Annotated in this window: 20 protein-coding genes and 1 tRNA gene; 11 read left to right on the plus strand and 10 right to left on the minus strand. The window is 64.0% G+C overall.

What is annotated here, in order from left to right:
- Positions 1-83: 83 nt before the first annotated feature.
- Together CWC60_RS19905 and CWC60_RS19910 are read right to left on the minus strand one after the other, a co-directional pair.
- Complete coding sequence (locus CWC60_RS19905) at positions 84-692, minus strand: thiamine pyrophosphate-dependent enzyme (RefSeq protein ID WP_109795671.1); 609 nt, start codon at positions 690-692, stop codon at positions 84-86.
- Positions 693-696: 4 nt separating this feature from the next.
- Entirely contained in the window at positions 697-1,209 is a 513-nt protein-coding gene (locus tag CWC60_RS19910; protein WP_109795672.1) for a thiamine pyrophosphate-binding protein, read from the minus strand.
- A gap of 83 nt (positions 1,210-1,292) precedes the next feature.
- On the opposite strand from CWC60_RS19910, the gene CWC60_RS19915 reads away from it, so the two are divergent.
- The 4 genes from CWC60_RS19915 (at position 1,293) to CWC60_RS19930 (ending at position 5,542) form a co-directional block, all read left to right on the plus strand.
- Positions 1,293-2,573 carry an MFS transporter gene (locus CWC60_RS19915; protein WP_164516653.1) on the plus strand — a complete coding sequence of 427 codons (1,281 nt, stop codon included), beginning with the start codon at positions 1,293-1,295 and terminating at the stop codon, positions 2,571-2,573.
- A gap of 119 nt (positions 2,574-2,692) precedes the next feature.
- Positions 2,693-4,252: a long-chain-fatty-acid--CoA ligase gene (locus CWC60_RS19920; protein WP_206420057.1), complete on the plus strand. Its 1,560-nt coding sequence runs from the start codon at positions 2,693-2,695 to the stop codon at positions 4,250-4,252.
- A 177-nt stretch (positions 4,253-4,429) separates the two neighbouring features.
- Positions 4,430-5,398: a branched-chain amino acid ABC transporter permease gene (locus CWC60_RS19925; protein ID WP_109795674.1), complete on the plus strand. Its 969-nt coding sequence runs from the start codon at positions 4,430-4,432 to the stop codon at positions 5,396-5,398.
- Positions 5,399-5,465: 67 nt separating this feature from the next.
- A tRNA-Met gene (locus tag CWC60_RS19930) sits at positions 5,466-5,542 on the plus strand.
- A gap of 150 nt (positions 5,543-5,692) precedes the next feature.
- On the opposite strand, the gene CWC60_RS19935 is transcribed toward CWC60_RS19930, so the two are convergent.
- Positions 5,693-5,902: a hypothetical protein gene (locus tag CWC60_RS19935; protein WP_109795675.1), complete on the minus strand. Its 210-nt coding sequence runs from the start codon at positions 5,900-5,902 to the stop codon at positions 5,693-5,695.
- A gap of 37 nt (positions 5,903-5,939) precedes the next feature.
- Positions 5,940-6,200, minus strand: coding sequence for a DUF3892 domain-containing protein (locus tag CWC60_RS19940; RefSeq protein WP_109795676.1), 261 nt, complete (start codon positions 6,198-6,200; stop codon positions 5,940-5,942).
- 196 nt (positions 6,201-6,396) lie between these two features.
- On the opposite strand from CWC60_RS19940, the gene CWC60_RS19945 reads away from it, so the two are divergent.
- Together CWC60_RS19945 and CWC60_RS19950 are read left to right on the plus strand one after the other, a co-directional pair.
- On the plus strand, positions 6,397-7,248 hold the full coding sequence (locus CWC60_RS19945) for a hypothetical protein (RefSeq protein ID WP_125182833.1): 852 nt from the start codon (positions 6,397-6,399) through the stop codon (positions 7,246-7,248).
- Between the two features lie 204 nt (positions 7,249-7,452).
- On the plus strand, positions 7,453-8,304 hold the full coding sequence (locus tag CWC60_RS19950; protein ID WP_164516656.1) for a replication protein RepA: 852 nt from the start codon (positions 7,453-7,455) through the stop codon (positions 8,302-8,304).
- Positions 8,305-9,047: 743 nt separating this feature from the next.
- Here the strand turns inward: CWC60_RS19950 and CWC60_RS19955 are convergent.
- Together CWC60_RS19955 and CWC60_RS19960 are read right to left on the minus strand one after the other, a co-directional pair.
- Positions 9,048-9,668, minus strand: coding sequence for an acyl-homoserine-lactone synthase (locus tag CWC60_RS19955; protein WP_206420058.1), 621 nt, complete (start codon positions 9,666-9,668; stop codon positions 9,048-9,050).
- A gap of 92 nt (positions 9,669-9,760) precedes the next feature.
- A complete protein-coding gene (locus CWC60_RS19960; RefSeq protein WP_109795679.1) occupies positions 9,761-10,510 on the minus strand; it encodes a helix-turn-helix transcriptional regulator in 750 nt (249 codons plus the stop codon).
- A gap of 89 nt (positions 10,511-10,599) precedes the next feature.
- On the opposite strand from CWC60_RS19960, the gene CWC60_RS19965 reads away from it, so the two are divergent.
- From CWC60_RS19965 to CWC60_RS19980, 4 genes are all read left to right on the plus strand, one after another.
- Positions 10,600-11,247 (plus strand): ParA family protein, encoded by a 648-nt coding sequence (locus CWC60_RS19965; RefSeq protein ID WP_109795680.1) that lies wholly within the window; start codon positions 10,600-10,602, stop codon positions 11,245-11,247.
- A gap of 1 nt (position 11,248) precedes the next feature.
- The gene (locus CWC60_RS19970) at positions 11,249-11,476 is read left to right on the plus strand and encodes a hypothetical protein (protein WP_109795681.1); all 228 of its coding nucleotides are present in this window, start codon (positions 11,249-11,251) and stop codon (positions 11,474-11,476) included.
- 248 nt (positions 11,477-11,724) lie between these two features.
- The gene (locus tag CWC60_RS19975; RefSeq protein ID WP_109795682.1) at positions 11,725-13,317 is read left to right on the plus strand and encodes a type IV secretory system conjugative DNA transfer family protein; all 1,593 of its coding nucleotides are present in this window, start codon (positions 11,725-11,727) and stop codon (positions 13,315-13,317) included.
- A gap of 4 nt (positions 13,318-13,321) precedes the next feature.
- Positions 13,322-13,696, plus strand: coding sequence for a hypothetical protein (locus CWC60_RS19980; RefSeq protein WP_109795683.1), 375 nt, complete (start codon positions 13,322-13,324; stop codon positions 13,694-13,696).
- Positions 13,697-13,791: 95 nt separating this feature from the next.
- Here CWC60_RS19980 and CWC60_RS19985 read toward each other — a convergent pair whose 3' ends face one another.
- The 3 genes from CWC60_RS19985 to CWC60_RS19995 all read right to left on the minus strand — a co-directional run bounded on the left by CWC60_RS19985 (position 13,792) and on the right by CWC60_RS19995 (position 17,543).
- Entirely contained in the window at positions 13,792-15,057 is a 1,266-nt protein-coding gene (locus tag CWC60_RS19985; protein ID WP_125182834.1) for a hypothetical protein, read from the minus strand.
- A gap of 283 nt (positions 15,058-15,340) precedes the next feature.
- Positions 15,341-17,011, minus strand: a complete 1,671-nt coding sequence (locus tag CWC60_RS19990; protein ID WP_109795685.1) for a relaxase/mobilization nuclease domain-containing protein — start codon at positions 17,009-17,011, stop codon at positions 15,341-15,343.
- Positions 17,001-17,543 (minus strand): plasmid mobilization protein, encoded by a 543-nt coding sequence (locus CWC60_RS19995; protein WP_206420059.1) that lies wholly within the window; start codon positions 17,541-17,543, stop codon positions 17,001-17,003. Before CWC60_RS19995 ends, CWC60_RS19990 begins: the two co-directional genes overlap by 11 nt.
- A 428-nt stretch (positions 17,544-17,971) precedes the next feature.
- On the opposite strand from CWC60_RS19995, the gene CWC60_RS23770 reads away from it, so the two are divergent.
- Complete coding sequence (locus CWC60_RS23770) at positions 17,972-18,124, plus strand: hypothetical protein (RefSeq protein ID WP_164516654.1); 153 nt, start codon at positions 17,972-17,974, stop codon at positions 18,122-18,124.
- Positions 18,125-18,217: 93 nt separating this feature from the next.
- Here CWC60_RS23770 and CWC60_RS20000 read toward each other — a convergent pair whose 3' ends face one another.
- Positions 18,218-18,433, minus strand: coding sequence for a hypothetical protein (locus tag CWC60_RS20000; RefSeq protein WP_109796423.1), 216 nt, complete (start codon positions 18,431-18,433; stop codon positions 18,218-18,220).
- Positions 18,434-18,703 lie beyond the last annotated feature (270 nt).

Here is an 18,703-nt window from a genome sequence, read left to right on the forward strand (position 1 = left end):
TGCTCTCTTGTCCGTTCCGGGAAATCGCGCCGAAACTAACGGCAGAGCGCCGATGCGCCAAGGGCCTGCGGCTGTCGCCGCGGTCACGTCTCGCCCACGGCGGCCGGACCCAGCAGCGCGCGGCGGAAGCGGTCCTTCAACCAGGCGCCGTCCTTGGGCGGCAGGGCGAAGGGCAGAACCTCGGCGCGCACCTTGAACGCCGCGAAGACCGGGCCGCGGCCTGCACGGATATCGGGCAGCGCCGCCCGGGCGTCCTCGGGCGTCGCCGCCGTCCGCACCAGAGGGAAGCCGGCGGCGCGGGCCACGCCGGCGAGGTCCACCCCGGCGGCCGTGTGGGTCGCCTGCATGCCGGTCTCGCCATAGGATTCGTTGTCGAAGACGACGATGGCCAGGTTGGCCGGCCGCTGCACCGCAACGGTGGCCAGCGCGCCCAGACCCATGAGCTGCTCGCCGTCGCCGGTGACCACGATGACGCGCCTTTCCGGCTGGGCCAGGGCGAGACCCAACCCCATCGCCGCCGCGCCGCCCATCGCCCCCCACAGCGGAAAGGTCGTCGGCCGGTCGCCTGCGGCCGTCAGGTCCCAGGCCGTTGCGCCGAGGCCGGCGATGAACAGGGCGTCCGGGTTGTCGGCCATGATGGCGGCAGCCAGTTCGCGGCGGCGAATCGGATAATCGTTGGCGCGTTCGTTCATGGCTTCACTTCCCGAATGTCTTGGTGCCGATCAGCTTCTGCGCCAGCAGGACCGCGACGGGCATCAGCCCCTCGAAGGCGATGCCCGCGGCGGCGCGCACCGTCTCGGCGACGCTTTCGGGCGTCTCGGCGCGGAAGACGCGTGTACCCATCTGCTCCAGCATCGGCCCCGCGGCTCCGCCCATGGGCAACTGCCAGGGATTGAACTCGCCATGTTCGCCGCGCATGGTTACCAGCATCAGCAGCGGAAAGCGGCAGGTCACGGCGGTCGCGATCATGTTGGGGCAATTGCCGACGCCGCTCGACTGCATCAGCAGCACGCCCTTCTCGCCGCCCAGCCACGCCCCGGCCAGCACCGCCGGCCCTTCCATCTCCGTGGTCAGCGGGATCGCTTTCATCTCGCCGTCGCCGCGGCAGGCCTCTATCAACTTGCTGTGGCCGGCGTCGGGCACATAGGCAACCTGCCGGACCCCGGCATTCTTCAGCTCGCGATAGATTCCGTCCTGCCAGTCGTCCAATTCGACCCTCCCCTCTAGCCTGCGGGATGATAGTTGCGGATTTGCGCGCGTCCACCCAGACTGACCGCCGGGAGGGGGAGACAATGGCGGATTCCGCGATCGAACTGACAGGCGAACGGCGCGAAACCGGACGCCGGCCGTTCCACGGCTGGTACATGGTGGCCGCCGCGTTCGTCGTGATGATGGTCGGATTCGGCGCCGCCTACAGCTTTCCGGTCTTCTTCGAACCCCTCGCCAGCGAGTTCGCCGCCGGCCGCGGCGACACCTCGATGATCCTGTCGATTTCCGGCTTTCTCTACTTCTTTCTGGGTCTCTGGAGCGGCACGGCGAGCGACCGCATCGGCGCGCGGCCGGTGGTGATTTTCGGCACCCTGGTCTGCGCCGCCGGGCTGCTGCTGGCCTCCCGCGCGGAGTCGCTGTGGCAGGTCTACTGGGGCTATGGCCTGGGCGTCGGGGTCGGCGTGGGTTGCATGTACGTACCGGCCGTCGGCGTGGTGCAGCGCTGGTTCGCGCGGAAACGGTCCACCGCCTCGGGCCTGGCCATCACCGGCATCGGCGTCGGCACCTTTTTCGGACCGCTGGCCGCGCACGAGCTGATCGTGGTGACGGACTGGCGGACGGCCTATGTGGGCCTGGCGGTCGTCGTCGCCGTGCTGGGCGTGGCGGCAGGCGCGGTGCTGGTCAACTCGCCCGCTTCCCGGGGGCAGTTTCCGGACGGCGCCGACCGTGCGCCGGGCGGCGCCGAGGGCGGCCCGTCGCTCAGCGTGGGCGAAGCGCGGCGGACCTTTCCGTTCTGGATGATCCTGGTCAGCGCCTCCGCCATTTCGATCGGTCTCTTCGTGCCCTTCGGCCACCTGGTGCCGTTCGCGCTGGACCTCGGCCTGTCGCCGGCGGAGGCGGCGACCGTCTTCAGCGGCGTCGGCATCGGCTCCATCTTCGGCCGAATGGCGCTGGGGCCTGTCGCCCAGGCCTGGGGCCGTCAGCCGGTGCTTGCCTTTCTCTATCTTGGCCTGGCCATCGGCTTCGTGGGCTGGAACTTCGCCACCACCTTCATCGAACTGATGACCTTCTCCATCGCCTTCGGCACGCTTTACGGCGGTTTCGTCGCTTTGTCGCCGACGGTCCTCGCCGATTATTTCGGCGTTGGTCATATCGGCAGCATCGTCGGCAATGTCTATGCGTCGGTGGCACTGGGTGCGCTGCTCGGGCCGGCGATCGCGGGCTATCTCTACGACATCTTCGGCACCTACCAGTGGCCGATCATGGTCGGCGCGATCCTCTGTCTGATCGCCGCTGCGCTGATCGTCCTGCCGAAGTCCCCGACCGCCTGGCGGGAAGCGCGCTTCGGTCCGGCGCAGGACTGAGTACCGAACCCGGCCCGCCGTTGCGCCGCTGGCCCGATCTGCGGCTGACACCCGCTGACACGGCCCCCGCGACTGTTCTAGAGTTTCGCGCAATGAAAGCACAGGGGAGGAGAACGGCCATGCAGATGGCGCTGACGCAATTCATCCGCCGCGCCGCCCAGGTCCGGCGCAACGACGCGGCCACGGTGTTCGGCGACCGCACCCGCAGCTGGAGCGCGTTCCGGGACCGCATCGCCCGTCTGGCGGCCGGGATCCGCGGCCTGGGCGTCGGGGAGGGCGACCGCGTGGCGCTGCTGGCCAACAACTCCGACCGCTATCTGGAATATTTCTTCGCCGTGCCCTGGGCAGGGGCGGTGTTCGTGCCCGTCAATACCCGGCTCGCCCCGCCCGAGGTCGCCTACTGGCTGGGCGATTCGGAAAGCCGGGTGCTGTTCATCGACGATGACTTCCTGCCCTTCCTGCCGCGGCTGGAGGGCCAGATGCCCTCGGTCGAGACCATCGTCTATGTCGGCGACGGCGAGGCGCCGGACGGGCTGGTCCACTACGAGAGCCTGATCGAGGGCAATGCGCCGATGGAGGACGCCGGCCGCGCCGGCGAGGATCTGGCCGGGTTGTTCTATACCGGCGGCACCACGGGCGTCTCCAAGGGCGTGATGCTGAGCCACCGCAACCTCGTCTCCAACGCCCTGCACGTCATCCCGGAGATGGACTTCCAGGAGGACATGATCTGGCTGCACTCCGCGCCGATGTTCCACCTGGCGGATGGCACCGCGACCTTCGCCGCCACCATGCTGGGCGGCAGCCACCGTTTCATCCCCAAGTTCGACCCCGGCGAGGCGCTGGCGGCCATCGAGACGCATCGCGTGACCAACGGCCTGTTCGTGCCGACGATGATGAACATGGTCGTCAACCATCCCGACATCGCGAAGCGCGACCTCTCCAGCATGCGCGGCATCCTCTACGGCGCCTCGCCCATGCCGGAAGCGGTGATCCGCAAGGCCATGGAACTGATCCCCTCGGTCGGCTTCTATCACGCCTATGGCCAGACGGAATGCTCGCCGCTGCTGACGATCCTGAAGCCGCACCTGCATACCTTCGACGACCAGGGCAAGGCCAAGTCCGTCGGACGCGCCGCCATCGGCATCGAGCTGACGATCAGGGACGAGAACGACAACGACGTGTCCCGCGGCACCGTGGGCGAGGTCTGCGCCCGGGGGCCGAACGTCATGCAGGGCTACTGGAACAAGCCCGAACTTTCCGCCGAGACCCTGCGCGGCGGCTGGATCCACACCGGCGACGGCGGCTACATGGACGAGGACGGCTTCGTCTACATCGTCGACCGGGTGAAGGACATGATCATCTCCGGCGGCGAGAACGTCTATTCGGCGGAGGTGGAGAACGCCATCTACCAGCACCCGGCGGTGGTCGAGTGCGCGGTGATCGGCGTGCCCGACGACAAGTGGGGCGAGCGTGTCCACGCCATCGTCCGCTGTCACGAGGGGCGGAGCGCGACGGAGCGCGAGATCATCGACTTCTGTCACGAGCTGATCGCCAACTACAAGTGCCCGCGCAGCGTCTCCTTCCGCGACGAACCGATGCCACTGTCCGGCGCCGGCAAGATCCTGAAGACGGAGCTGCGCAAGCCCTTCTGGGAAGGCCGCGGCAAGCAGGTCCACTGACTACCGGTCCCGCGATTGCGGCGCGCAGTGGGGCGGTGTAAGTCTCCCGCCGCCCGGAGGAGGGGCGCGCCCGCATGATCGCCATCGACCGGCTCGACCACCTGGCGCCGACCGCCGCCGCCATCGCGGCGACGGCGGCTTCCCGCGCCCGGGCGAGCGGCGGCGGCTGAGCGTGCGATGAGTCACGCCGCCCGCATCGGGCTCGCCGGCGGTCTCGCCGCCGCCTGCATCGTGCCGTTCCTCGTCGAGGGCTACACGCTCTATGGTCTGACCCAGCTTCTGGTCATGGCCATCGCCATCGCCGGCCTCAACCTGCTGACCGGGGTTGCCGGGCTGTTCTCCATCGGCCACAGCGCCTTCTTCGCCCTGGGCGCCTACACGGTGGGCGTCGCTGGGGTCGAGGCCGGGATATCCCCCTATCTCGCCATTCCGCTGGCGGGGCTGAGCGGCTTCGCGGTCGGATTCCTGTTCGGCTGGCCGGCGGCGCGGCTGGGCCCGGTGCATCTCGCCCTGCTGACCTGGGGACTCGCCGTCTCCATGCCGCGGCTGCTGAAGTCCGACATCCTGGCGCCGTGGACGGGCGGGGTGCAGGGCATCTATCTCGAGCGGCCGGCCGCGCCGGCGGGGCTGGGGCTCAGCGACGATCAGTGGTGGTGGTTCGTCGGCCTCGGCACCACGGTCGTCATGTTCTGGCTGCTGCGCAATGTGGTCGACGGGCGGTTCGGCCGCGCCTTCCGGGCGGTGAAGGACCACCCGCTGGCGGCCTCGACCATGGGTCTGCACGTGACGTTCTGGCGCTCGCTGGCCTTCGGGCTGTCGGGCGCGGTGACCGGCGTCGCCGGGGCGCTGGGCGGGCTGCTGACCGATTTCGTGGCCCCCGACGCCTATTCGGTGTTCTTCTCCATCAGCCTGCTGATCGGGGCGGTGGCCGGCGGCATCGCGACGCTCAGGGGCGCCTTCGCCGGCGCGGTGGTGCTGGCCGCGGTCTCGTCACTGTCGACATCGCTCTCGAGCTACGTCGCCTTCCCGCTCTACGGCTTTGTCCTGATCGCCCTGATCATGCTGGCGCCGGAGGGCGTGGTGCCCGCATTCGACCGCTTGACGCAGCGTTTCCGCGGCCGCGGCGGCGGTGTCATGGAATCGTAGGAAATATCTCGCCGCAGGGGTTCACAAGCCCTCCGCCAGGGTCTATATCAGCGCTCCGCACCACTGGCGCGGGGTGGAGCAGTCCGGTAGCTCGTCAGGCTCATAACCTGAAGGTCGTAGGTTCAAATCCTACCCCCGCAACCAGCAATATCAACGCCTTAGCTCTCCGGAGCTAAGGCGTTTTGCTTTGAATGGCACAAATTTGGCACACTCAAAGGCAACACAACCCGGGCTGTGCCAACAGCCATCAATAGCGGAACTGCAACCGTCTGCGCTTTGAAGCAGACGGGAAGATCAGGATTCCTCGACGGTCGTCTTCGGATTCCGTTTGGCCGTCGCACCACTCACAAAGCGCCCGCTCTTGGCGCTACGCGCCGAGCCGGTCGACCCGCCACCGGTCTTCTCGAAGACGGTCGTATTCGGGCTGCGCTTGCCATGTGCGTTCGTCACGTAGCGACCGCTGACCGCGCTACGATAATGTCCGCCGGATTTCCCCTTTGCCATGGTCTCGTCCTTCTGATCATGGAGCCGCCGGCCGCATTTAGCAGTCCGGCAGGTTATCCAGGTTGTTCTTCGAAGTCTTGTCCGCGGTCGTCCGGAGGTACTTCTTGCCCCCTTCGTTGACGACGTGAACATCCGTGCGATGTCCGGCCCGGTCCACGTAGTAGCTGTGCGTCTTGTTCTCGATATCCCGGATTGCGTCTGCCTTCGGCCGCGGCGACCACGGTTCGCCGCTGTTGCAGAGCTTGGTGATATCGCCGTCCTTGTCCTTGCCAGAAGCTGTAACTCGCCGATCAGCCATCCAATAGCCTCCTTCTACATATCGTGCTAGATGTGGCACTGTACACTATATAGCAGATTTCGGGCGCGAACGAAAGGCGAACCTATCAAAGGCAACCCGGGCCGCCTAGCGCGTCGACATAATGTAGGTTGTGACTTCATTCGGTGGTCGCGCCTTCGGGCAGCCGATGGTGTGTCGGGCCTGTCCCCGAATGCGAATGAGCGATACGTTGATCCAGCAATTGGAACTGCACGGTGTATTGCGATTGACGGCCACCCACGACCTGACTTTGAGGTGGACCCTGGCCAACGACTCCCTCGACGGCAGCGGCGTCATCAGCCTTAGCAACCGCCTCGATGCCGAGGCGATATCGGCGAGCGTCGTGGCGACGCGTGGGCGCATGATGCTGGAGTATGCCCGCGACAATGGCGGGATCGGCCTGACGAAGTCAGGCGCGCTGAACCGCAAGTTCCTGGCATGGGCTGTCGAAGTCTTCGACTGGCCGGGCTACGAGCCGGCCGAGGTCTATGCCGTCAACAAGGTGGTCGACGAGATCGACTATCTGCCCGGCTGGTACCTGCACGAGGTCATGAAGCGCCGCACGTTCATGCGCAAGCACAAGGACCGCCTGCTGCTCTCGCCGGCAGGGCGCGAGGCGCTCGATCGGCCGGGCCTGTTGCAGGCCGAGCTCTTCCCGGAAACTTTCAAGGGCCGCTATTTGCCGAGCCTCGATGCGGCTTTCATGGGGGACTTCGATCTCTACTTCGGCCTGCTGCTTTGGCAAGTGCGTCGGGCGACCGAGGGCTGGGCGAGCGCGCGGGAGATCTTCCGGGCCGCGGTGATCCCCGACGATGCCATCCACGAGCTGGGCGGCTATCGCGATGCGCCGATCCACGGCTTCCATCTGCGCGTCCTGCGCTTTCTCACCTGGTTCGGCGTGCTCGAACCGGCGGCAACGGACCCTCGCCGCTTCGATGCCGACGAGTTTCGCTATCGCGCGACGCCGCTGTTCGACCGCTTCGTGCATTTCCATATCGCCGCCGGCGGCGGTACTGACGTCCCGCATTGATCAAGCAGTCGGAAAAAATCCGACCCCGATTGGCGTCATTTGTGGTAGGTTTAAAGAGAACAAAATAGGAACAATAGATGCATGAGTCTTAAGCGTAGGGAGCACGACGACCTTTTCGATGTCGAGCCGATCGACGGCGTAGCGACGCCTGCCGCGCCGATCGTTGGCGCCCCGGCGAACGATAACAGCCCCATACCCCGTGAAATGTCCAAGCTCTTCACCTCGGCCATGGAAATCGAGGTCGAAGAAGCGAGAGAGGCGGGGGCTCTCGGGTTCATGGCGCGTGCCATGGTACAGGCCAGCATGCCGCATCGGCGTGTCCCGGGGAACGAGTTCTCGCGCACCAACGGCGCGTTCACCATGACGATGCTGGCCCCGTCAAAGGTCGGCTTGCCGTATGGCAGTATTCCGCGACTGGTGACCGGCTTCCTGACTACCGAAGCCGTGCGGACTGGCGAGCGTGAAGTCGTGCTCGGGCGTAGCCTGAGTAAGTTCATGTCGGAGCTCGACATTGCCCCGACAGGCGGTCGGTGGGGATCAATCCCCCGGCTGCGCGATCAAATGACACGACTGTTCGCCTGTTCAATCTCCTGCACCTACACCTCGCAAGGCGCACTCAGCCTGGACAACGTTAACATCGCGGATACGGCCTCGTTGTGGTGGACGCCGCACCAGCCCGACCAGGCGGCCCTGTGGGAAAGCACGGTCGTGCTGTCGGAGCGGTTCTACAACGAGATAACCCAGAACCCGGTGCCGATCGACGTCCGCGCCCTCAAGGCGCTGAAGAAATCCCCCATGGCGTTGGACGTGTATCTATGGCTGACGTACCGCATGTCCTACGTGAAGAAGCGGACGCCCATTCCCTGGTCGGCGTTACAGCTCCAGTTCGGGGCGGATTATGCCACCACGGCGCAAGGCCGTCGCGACTTCAAGAAGGCGTTCCTACGTGCGCTCAACAAAGTCTCCGTGGTCTACCCAGCGGCCCGCATCGACGCTGATACGTCCTCGGACAAGCTGACCCTTCTGCCGAGCCGCCCGCATGTCGGACGCTTATAGTCTCCCTCGATGGATCGAATCTAATTTCACGCATTAACGCTCCCGCCTTCTGAGTAACTCTCAGTTCGGATTCACCAATAAGAACCGGGGTTTCCGCCGGTTTGAGGGCTATGCATTGCGGTTTTGTGTGCGGGGAAAGTTTTACGCATTAACGCTCCCGCCCTCTATGGCTGCTGATCCTGTGAAAAACCCTGTGAACTAGAAAAGTTATCCACGCATTAACGCTCCCGCCCTGGAAGTGGCGGATTTGTTGTGGTTCTAAAAATCCGTACGCATTAACGCTCCCGCTTTTACGCATTAACGCTCCCGCATTACCTATATGTACCTGTATTATTAAATACCTGTAGTTGGGCTCGGCGATTGGGGATAACTCGATTTTGTGCGACTCTGGAGCAGGATACGCAACCGCGATCCGGCCACCAATCGCTGCGGCAGTCTGGCGTAAAGGTTCCGGGCGACTACGTGCTGCCCCCGTTTTCCGGCTTTGGATAGAGGGAAGGGGCCGGTACGGCGCGGGGTGCGCAGCAGATGGCGCTGGCCGAACCGTCCGAGTATCGCACTCGCTGGGACGGTGGCATTCTGGGCCTCAACAGCACTGAGCTTGCACCATGGGAGATTGCTTTTGAAGGTAAAGCGGCCTGAGCGGCCGCTGTGTTCATTTGTTCGCGTGTCGGGGGTAAATCCCCTGCGTACAGATCTCGACGCAACAGAACGGCCGTTGAGGCCGCCTGAGCGTCAATGTTCTAAGCCACGGCGAGATCGCCTTTCAACTCGTGCAGATTCCCGATGACGGGACCGCTGGCGTCGGCGCGCTTGCGTACGCGCATGAGATATTCCCGTGAGACGGTCAGTCGCTCGGCCGCCGCGGTGTCGGTGCCGGTCTCGACGGTGTCCCCGAGGCGGCGGGGATCCCAGCCGGCACGGCGCATGATCGGTTCCATCCGAACATCCGATACGGAGACATACGCGCTCAGCCCCCGATCGACGCCGAACTCCAGCATCCCGGCCATCAACAGGGCGGCGATGTTGCGAGGGGCGCGGCCGTGATCGGCGCAGAAGCGCGTGCTCTCCCAGATACGCGCGTCCCGTGGCGGCTCGCCGTCGATCAGATCGGCGAACACGTCGCCCAGGAGGTAGGGGCCGGTTGTCGGCAGCAGCCGCGTGCACGCGTCAACGCGACCCTCGGCGTCACGGTGAACGAGATAGTGGGCGTCCGGGATGTCGAACTGGTCGATCTCCAGGCCGTTGATCACCGTCACGCCCCAGCGAAGGCGCTCGCTGAAGACCTGACGGCGGAGTTGGTGCATGGACGCCAGCGCGTCCCAATGCAGATGGGCGTTGTCTTGCGATATGATGGACAGCACATGTCTTCCTCCCTTGGTTGCTCGTGGCGTCCATAGAGGGAGAAAGATCGAGATTTGTCATCCCGGTAAACGTACGGGGGCAATGGCCTCTGTCACGGGTTGATGAGCCCGCTCATCGTCGCGCGAAGAACCGCTTCCATACTGTTTGCCGTGCCGAGCTTCCAGCGGACATTTTCCATGTAGTAGTGAACGGTGCGGCGGCTGATCCGGAGGATGGCCGCGATCTCCCACATGCTCTTGCCCTTGGCGTACCAGAGCAGACATTCGCGCTCGCGCGCGGAGAGCTGCATCGGTGCCTGACGTGCGCGGCCGAAGCCCCCGAGATCGCGCAACGCATTATGGAAGGCCAGGGAGATCAGGTGCACCTCATGGCCGGATCGGGCCAAGAGCCGGGTCAGCGCTTCGGGCGCCTCGTCGGACACCATAGAAGCCATGGCAAGCGCGCCGTTGGGGCCGTGAATGGGAATGCCCACGCCTTCCGCGACGCCGAATTCAGCGGCTTCGTCGAACATGCGTTGTTGGTCCGGCGTCGGCTCGATGCCGAAGGAGAGGGCGCTCCACTGGAACGGCGTCACCTGACGCGGTCCGAGACGCACGACGGGATCGATCAGGTGATAGCCGCTGGCGGCATAGTGCGTGTGCCATTCTTCGGGGTAGGTCGTGAGGATGAGCGGTTCCTCGTCCACGATGGTGTCCGCATGAACCACCTGATAAGCCCACTCCCGGAAACCAAGCTCAGCGAGGGCGTCGGAGAACAGATACTCCAGCTCCCCCACATTCCGAGCGTGGCGAAGATTGTCCAGAAATGTAAGTATCGGCTTCTTTATTATCCGGCCCTCCATTCTTTAATTACTTATGAAAATTGACGAAAGAAAGAATTAGTGATTTGCTGAATTATATACTTACAAAAAATAAAACGAGAGAATTTGTTTTGATTATTGGAGTTGTTTCCCAGAAAGGCGGAGTCGGCAAGAGCACGCTGGCGCGGCTGGTGGCGCGGGAATACGCGCAGGCCGGCTGGCGGGTGAAGATCGCCGATCTCGATATCCAGCAAGGCACGGCGTTCAGTTGGCAGGCACGCCGGCTCCAGCACGGGCTGGAACCTGTTGTCGCGGTCGAGAGGTTCGGGACCGTTGCCCAGGCCATGCAGACCGCCGGCGCTCACGACCTGATGGTGCTCGACGGGCCGCCGCACGCGAGCATGGGCACGCGGCAGATCGCGGAAGCGAGCGATCTCGTTCTCCTGCCGACGGGACTGGCGCTCGACGATTTGGAGCCGTCCGTGTTGCTCGCTCACGAGCTGCGCAAGACCGGTGTCGACGCGGGCCGGATTGCCTTTGTGCTGAGCCGTGTCGGGGACAGCGAGGCCGAGCTCGACGAGGCGCGCGCCTACATCGCCCAGGGCGGCTATCGTTGCCTCATGACGACGCTCCCCGAAAAGACCGCCTATCGCCGTGCCAGCGACGAGGGACGGGCGCTGACCGAAACGCGCTTCGCCTCGCTCAAGGCGCGGGCCGATGCGCTTGTCCAGGAAGTCGTCGACCTGCTCGAAACCAACGGCAAGCGGGAGGCTGCATAGCATGACGAAGATCGCTCCACCGAACCGCACGACCAAGGGCGCACCGCCGGCGATGAGCGAGACGCTCGACAACCTCGATCGGCCGGAAGCGGCGGACCTGAAGCCGCTCAACTTCAAGGTGCCGGCGGAGTTTCACCGGGAGTTCAAGGCGCACGCCGCCATTCACGGCATGTCGATGGTGGACCTGCTGAAGGAAGGCTTCGACCTGGTGAAGGCGCGCAAGGGTTAAACTATTCATTATTTGTATAAATGAAGAAATCTTCAACCCGGTAAACGTACGGGTTTGTAACTCGAAAACACCGTCACCAAATAAATAGTGTCGTCGAATCCCGCTGGTTATACAAGTCCCTGGGACATTGAAACGGGATCCGGCGACATCTCTATTCTATTTATCATCGACGATAATTTCCAGACGTCAGCGAAATAATTTTCGACGCGTGACATAAGCCCTCGGTTATACAAGGAGGGACATATGTCATGTCATTCATTCGTCTATTGTGGCGGACGCTGCGGTTCGCCGTCTTCGATCTCCCGAAATGGATTCTCATTCTCGCGGGACTCTATCTCTTTCTTCACTACGCCGCCCACACACCGTTCGGCGGCGCGCTCATCGCAGGGTTCCTGCTGCTCGTCTGCCTGCCGGTCCTGGTCGGACTGTGGCGCTATTTCCGCCGGCCGCGCCAGGCCTACGGCTCGGCGTCATTCGCCAGGGGCAAGGAGCTACGCAAGGCGGGGCTGCTCACCTCGACCGGGCCGATCATCGGCAAGCGCGACGGCCGATTCCTGCGCTACGAGCGGCCGGGGCACCTGCTGACCTTCGCGCCGACGCGCTCGGGCAAAGGCATCGGCGCCGTCGTGCCCAATCTTCTCGATCATCCGGGCTCGGTCTTTGTCACCGACATCAAGGGGGAGAACTATCGCATCGCCGGCGGCTACCGGGCGGAGCTCGGGCGCGTCGTCGTCTTCGCGCCGTTCGATCCGACGATCTCGAATGCCTTCTACAATCCGCTGGATTTCATCCGGGTCGGCACAGCCAGCGAGGTGGATGACGCCCGTCTGATGGCGGAGATGATCGTCGCGGCGAAGGCCGGCGAGGCGGATCACTTCGAGCGCGAGGCGCGCACGCTGATCATGGGGATGCTGCTTCACCTGGCCTGCGACTTCGAGCCCGAATATCGCACGCTTCACCAGCTCCGGGTGATGCTGATGCGGTCGGACGAGGGCTTCGTGAAGGTGCTCGAAGGAATGCGGGGGTCCGAGAGCGCAACCGCGGCCCGGGTCGCCGAGGGCTTCTCGCAGAAAGAGGAGCGCGAGCGCTCCAGCGTGGTCTCCACCGCACAGGACAGCATGTCGATCTTCGAGAGCCCGCAGCTCTCGGCCATGACCGCCAAGACCACCTTCGACTTCGAGCGGATGAAGGATCGGACCTGTTCGGTCTTCGTGATCGTGCCGCCGGAGTTCGTCTCGTCCTATCAGCCGTTCATGCGGTTGATGGTTGGCATTGCCACGGCAGCCATGAGCCGCAATCCGGACGTGCCCGACACACCGGTCCTGTTCCTGCTCGACGAGCTTCCGGCCCTGGGGCGCATGCGGCCGATCGAGGACGGTATCGGTTACCTCGCCGGGTACGGCGTGCGGCTCTGGCTGTTCGTGCAGGATCTCGACCAGCTCCAGAAGACCTACGCCAAATGGCGCTCGATGATCGCCAACTGCGCCGTGCGGCAGGCCTTCAACGTCCAGGACCCGGAGACGGCCAACATGCTCTCCAGCATGCTCGGCCAGCGCACGGTGAAAGTGCACAGCGGCGGCCGTTCGGGCCGCTTCCCGCTGCTCGGCCTGGTGCATGCCTACAGCGAGGGGCAGAGCGAAACGGGCCGGCCGCTTCTCTCGCCGTCCGAGGTCACGCTGCTGCCGGACAGCCGCATGCTGGTCTTCGTGCAGGGCTGCCGGCCGATCCTTGCCGAGAAGATCCGCTATTACGCGGACGCGGTGTTCCAACGGCGCCTGAGCCGGCCCGCCGAGGCGGCCAAGCGCGTCGGTTCTTCAAATCCAGAAATAACGAAAGGGTGATTTCATGAATTCGTTCCATAAGCATGACAGCGGTCTGCTGGTCGCCATAGCCATCTGTCTGATCGGCGTGGCGGGGAGTGTCGGCGTATTGGCCGCGCAAGCTGAAGGCAAACGCGTCCCGGCGTCCCCGCCGGCCTGTCAGGATAGCGAGATGCTGGGCCTCGTACGGCAAAGCCTCGACGCCGGCGACAAGCTCCGCGTAATCGGTCTGCATAGCCCGCACGAGCTGCGCGTCAGCGAAGGCGGCGATCTGCGCAGCTGCGTGGTCGACGTGATCACCGATCATGGCGTGCGCACGACGACCTTCATGATCGGCTGGGAGGATAGGGCGGCCGGGGTGCCGTTCGTCGCCGGCGAGCCGCTAATGGCCCTGCCCTGACAGACGATGCCCGCCTAGGGCAGGAGTGCCTCCAATACCGGCCGACAACCTTCCGGGTCAGGTTGGCGGAACCTGACCCGGGTCGTACAAAAATATCATCCCGCATTCTCCGCTACATGGATGAGGTAGTGATAGTAGAAAAGCGACTTGATCAGTTGGTGAAGGCGGTTCATTTCCCGGTAGGCGATCAGCACCCTTCGCATGAACTCAAGGAAATGTATCTCCTCCGACTTATCCTGCCTCATGCCCTCCTTGCGAGGATAATAAATGATCTTCTGAGAAACATCGTCGTAGTCCGTCTTAAAGTGCGCAATCGCGTTCCTAAGCTGGTTGTCGGCTGCTTGGTCACCAAACGCGAACCAATTGTCATCAATAAAGTCATCCTTTTGACCGAACGGTATATCCGTGAAGGCATGCAGGTTTTTGGGGGTTCGGTCCCTGCCCGATTTGGTCAAGCCAATCCCAGGCTTGAAGGCGTTGTGGTCGCCGCGCTTGAGCAGGTTATTCAGACCTGCAACCAGGACGAATTGTCGCGAAATGATCTCGGCGATGTCTTTGTACAAATCCTTAAAGGTATCGAACTGGTCCGTCGAAACCCGCATTGGGATGGCTTTATTCTGGTATTCAACGTCGAAGTCCAGAAACAACGCTGGCCGCAATGGCAACTCAGCCTTGAGGATTCGGGGATAGATGCCAAGGCAGGCTACCTGCAAATTTTTTAGGAATTCTGTTTTTAAGATTTCATCGATAAAGGCATGGAAGGCAGGCTTGTGGGTCTGCGCTAAGTAAAGCTGCACATCCATGTACTGCTCAATATCGTCAGAAGCCTGCCCCGGCCTTGCAAAGGGCCACATCATCACTGCGATGGCATTGTAGAGTGCCGCGTTCCGATCCTGCATCTCGTCGGAAACCACGGTGCCGCCGAAACGCTTTTCGATAGCATTCTTGAAGGGCACCCACTTCTCTCGAATGTAGAATTTCAGCAGAGTCTCGAAGACACCAAACGATTTATAGGTCTCGTCAAGCTGTCGCAGTCGCGCGCTGTGAACCTGAATATTGTCCGTTCCTATGCGGCCCGCTGCCCGCATGAACGGCGTGTCGCCCATGACATACTTCCCGAAATGCACAGGAAAATCCAAGTGCAAGTCGACAAAATTTGTCTCGTCGTCGAACGGCCCTTCGGCTTCTATCTGAACGGCGCCTGAAACGCCTCCGCTTTTTCCGCCAATGACAATGTCAATTGGCTGTCCACAGTCTGGGCAACAAAACCGGAGGGGTTGCTCGGTCCGGTTAGACATGCCGATCCGGCAATTCGTGATGGCCCCGCAGCTTTCGCATTTGAAGGACGTATTGATGTTCATTGATACGGCAGCTCCCTTGCAACCATCTACCGTTGCCAGTCTTCATTGTGCATCGGAAGGACATTGATAGTACATGAGCCGAGATCGTTGTCTTTCACCCTATGCAGAGGTTCGATCAATGTAGCACACGACTAGATTCGTTCGGGCTTCATGAGGTCGAGTGATGTCCGCCAATGGCTAACCCCGGCCGGTCGCCCGTCACGGCCTAGGTTCCGAGGAGCCTTTTACAGCGGACAACCGGAATGCCTCTGTCAGGGCTTCATCACTGGAATAGGCCACGCCGTCAGTCGATGTCGATCTCCAAGCCGAGCGCCTTCTGGCGCTCGCGCTTGCGCTGCCGCTCCAGGCTTCGCTCTTTGGCGCGCAGATAGGCGCGGTGGAGCTGCTCCTTGCGCTCGTCGGCAAAGCGGCTGCGGCGGATCGCCTGCTCGGTTACCCGCTCCAGCGCGCGCGAGCGCGCTGCGATCTTCCGGATCATGATCTTGCGCAGCTCGTCGGGCGTGCCCGCCACGCCCTGAAGCATCCGGTAGTCGTGGATCGCGCGGCTCTTGCGCTCCCGCGCCCGTTCGAGCTGGACGCGGGTCCGCTCAAGGTCGTTCTTGGCCTCGCGCCATTTGCGGCGACGTGCGCCGAGGTAGCGTGAGAGACGCTTGGCCTCCTGTCTCTCCGCGTCGCGCCATTCGCCGATGCGGGTGCCGCGGGCCTCGCCCAGCACCAGCGGGTTCTCCTTCACCATGCGTTCGGCCTCGGCCTCGCCATGGGTCCGCTCCAGAATGTCCCAGGCGCTCTTGGCCGCGTAGGGATCGCGGTAGACGCCGTCGAGAATGCGCAGCAGGCTGACGGTGCGCTTGCGGAACCATTCGGTGTTCGTCTTCTCCCGCTCCTGAAGATACGTCTCCTGGCGCTTGGCGTAGTCGATCCGGTTGCGTCCCCGGCGATAGGCGGCGTCGATCTCCGACCAGTAGCGGTAGTCCATGTCGAGCTGGTCGAGCCGCTCGACCGGGTTCTGCCTCGGCGGCAGGGCGTCGTCGTTCATCAGGCGCTCGACGGTCCGCTTCTCGGCGGGCGTCATTCCTTCGGTGTCGACGCCGGACGGGTCCTCGCGCCGTTGCGCGAGCTCGCGCGCCCGCTCGATCAGGAAGTTGCCGTAGGTCTGCTCGAAGCGGGCCTGGAGGCGGTCGCGCCGCACGCCCTTACCCATCTCCGAGAGCTTCGCGTAGCCCTCGCCGTCGGTGATGATGAGGCCTCGGCCCTTCATCTCCAGGGTGAGCCCTTTGTCGTTGAGCCGCTGGGTCAGATCCTTCCACGAGCTGGCCTGCCAGAAGTCCTCGCGCAGCAGGGCGCGCAGGCCGACGATGCGGCCCTTGCCGAAGCGCGTGCGGGCTTCGCGATCCTCGCGCCGCGCCTGCCAGTATTCGGCATCGGTCGGGGTCGGCTGGTTGTCGATCTCGTGCTCGCGGCCGTACTCGCGATTGCGCAGCACGTTGAGCCCCAGCTCCCTGGCGCGCGTCTGGACGATCTCGGCAAGGCGCGTGCCGTCCCGGTGCCGGCTATAGGCCTTGTGGCGGGTCGGGTGGATGCGGTTGACCAGGAAGTGCAGGTGCGGGTGGTCGGTGTCCTTGTGGGAATAGACCAGCGCCTGATGCTCGCCGAGCCCCATGTCGTGGAGCACCTTGCCCGCGACGTCACGCTTCACCTCTTCAGTGACCCGTCCAGCCTCGGCGTCCTTCGGATCGAAGGTGATGATGAAATGGTAGGCGGGCGTCTTGCAGCGGCGGCTCTTGGCGGCGGTCGCCTCCATCACCGCCGCCGCGGCGCGGGGGTCGGTGGTGTAGAGGTTGCACCCCTCGACGAACTCGACGCGGTCGGGGGAGAGGCCCCTGACCTGTCCGGCCAGATAGAGGCTGGAGGCCTTGAAGCTCTCCGGCTGGCGCTTGGGGACCTTAAACCGCATCGCTCCCGTCCGGGGGCGACCCGGTCTCCGGCGGCGGTTGCGACACCGCGTCGTGGATCGGCTTCAGGACTTTCTGCACGGCCACAAGCGCGTCGTGCACCTCCTGAAGGTCGAGCTCCTTGCCCATGTTGGCGCGCCGGGCGAGCGCGTTCACCCAATGGCCAGCGGCGTTGATCTTCTCCAGGTTCGCGTCGATCACCGGCGTCAGGTCGGTCCGCCCTGACACCGCCTCCACAAGTTGGCCCCCCACATACTTCGCCCAGTCCTCGTAGGTGGTCATGCCCGTCGCGTCGGCGAGCTGGCTGAGGTTCGTGGCGATCGAGGACAGCTCGTAGAGCAGCGCCGTCATGGCGCGCTCGCGCGGCGGCTTGGCCCTGGGCTTCTTGCCGGTCAGCATGGCGCGGGCGTATTCGGCCATGGTGACGCCGACCTCCTGGGCGGCGCGCTCAAGGTCGCGCTTCTCGACGGGGGTGAGCCGGACACGCAGATACTCGGTGCGGCGCTCTTCCGGCTTGAGCGGCGGGCGGGCCATCAGCGGCGCCCTCCGAGTGAGGAGGACAGGCCTCGCAGAGCAAGATTGACGGCGCTTGAGACCCCGTGAGGGGGTCGAATGTCGCGGAAATTGTTGTACCCCAAAAACTCTCGACGGCTCCCTGGGGAGCCTCGATTCAAGAGTTTTTGGGGTACAACATCCATCTTGCCTCCCTACTGAAGTTACACTTCTGCTCACCCCTTTATGGGGCCAACTTCCAGCGGGAGCAAGATTCACACTGACAGGGCAGTGACTTAATCTCTATCGGAACCAACGAAATACTAGCCGAGATGAACCCCGCCGACAAGTTTCAATCGCCCTCAACCACACACAACGGCCCCCAACGCGCCTTGTCCCCCCGGTCAGGCTACGACCTATCGGCCGCCGCCATAAGCCCCCGGATGAGAAACCAACGGAGGGAATGGCGCGTGTGGACATACGTAATCCTCGGGCTCGCCGGCGCGGCGAACGTGGCCGGTCTGGTGGCGGCGCAGACGCCGCCGTTCAAATGTCTGAGCATGTTCGGAATCGTCGCGGCGGCCGTGGCCGCGATGCTCGTGCATCACCGCCGCCGGCGGTAGGGCGACCGGCTGGTGGGGGATGGCAGGTTGCCTTCGGCGGACGGCACTCGACCGTCCGCGCCGACGGCGTAGGCCGTCGGCGGGTCGGTCAGCTCAGGCGGCACGCTGGCGAAGCTGCGGGTTGCTGTCCAGCATCGCGATGACGCAGCTCCATGGGGACAGGCCGGCGTCATAGGCGGCGGCGATGTCGTGCATGTGGTCCGGGCCGAGCTCTTCGCCGCTCTCGATCATTAGCGCGTCCTCCACCTCGATGACGAACTCGTCCCAGCTCTGCTCGGCGAATGTGTCGATGGCGTTCAGTCGGTTCATGGCTTTCCTCCTTCCGTTGGTTCCGTGCCGCGTCGCCGCGGCCTTCATGGGCGACGAAAAGCGGCCGGCCGAGGCGGCCCGAGCGCACCGTCAGGCCGCAGCGTGAGCGGAGGACGCGGAGGCGCGGCTTTGTTGTCTCGCGAGGAAGCCGGCGCAGCCGGCGGGGAAGAAAGCCGTGACGACGCGTTGCGCCGGGCGGCGCCGGACGCAGGTTCGCCCAGTGAAGAAGGCCGCTTGCGACGCCGGAACCCGGCGGATGAGGGAAGACAT

The sequence above is a fragment of the Minwuia thermotolerans genome, from assembly GCF_002924445.1.
Taxonomy (GTDB): domain Bacteria; phylum Pseudomonadota; class Alphaproteobacteria; order Minwuiales; family Minwuiaceae; genus Minwuia; species Minwuia thermotolerans.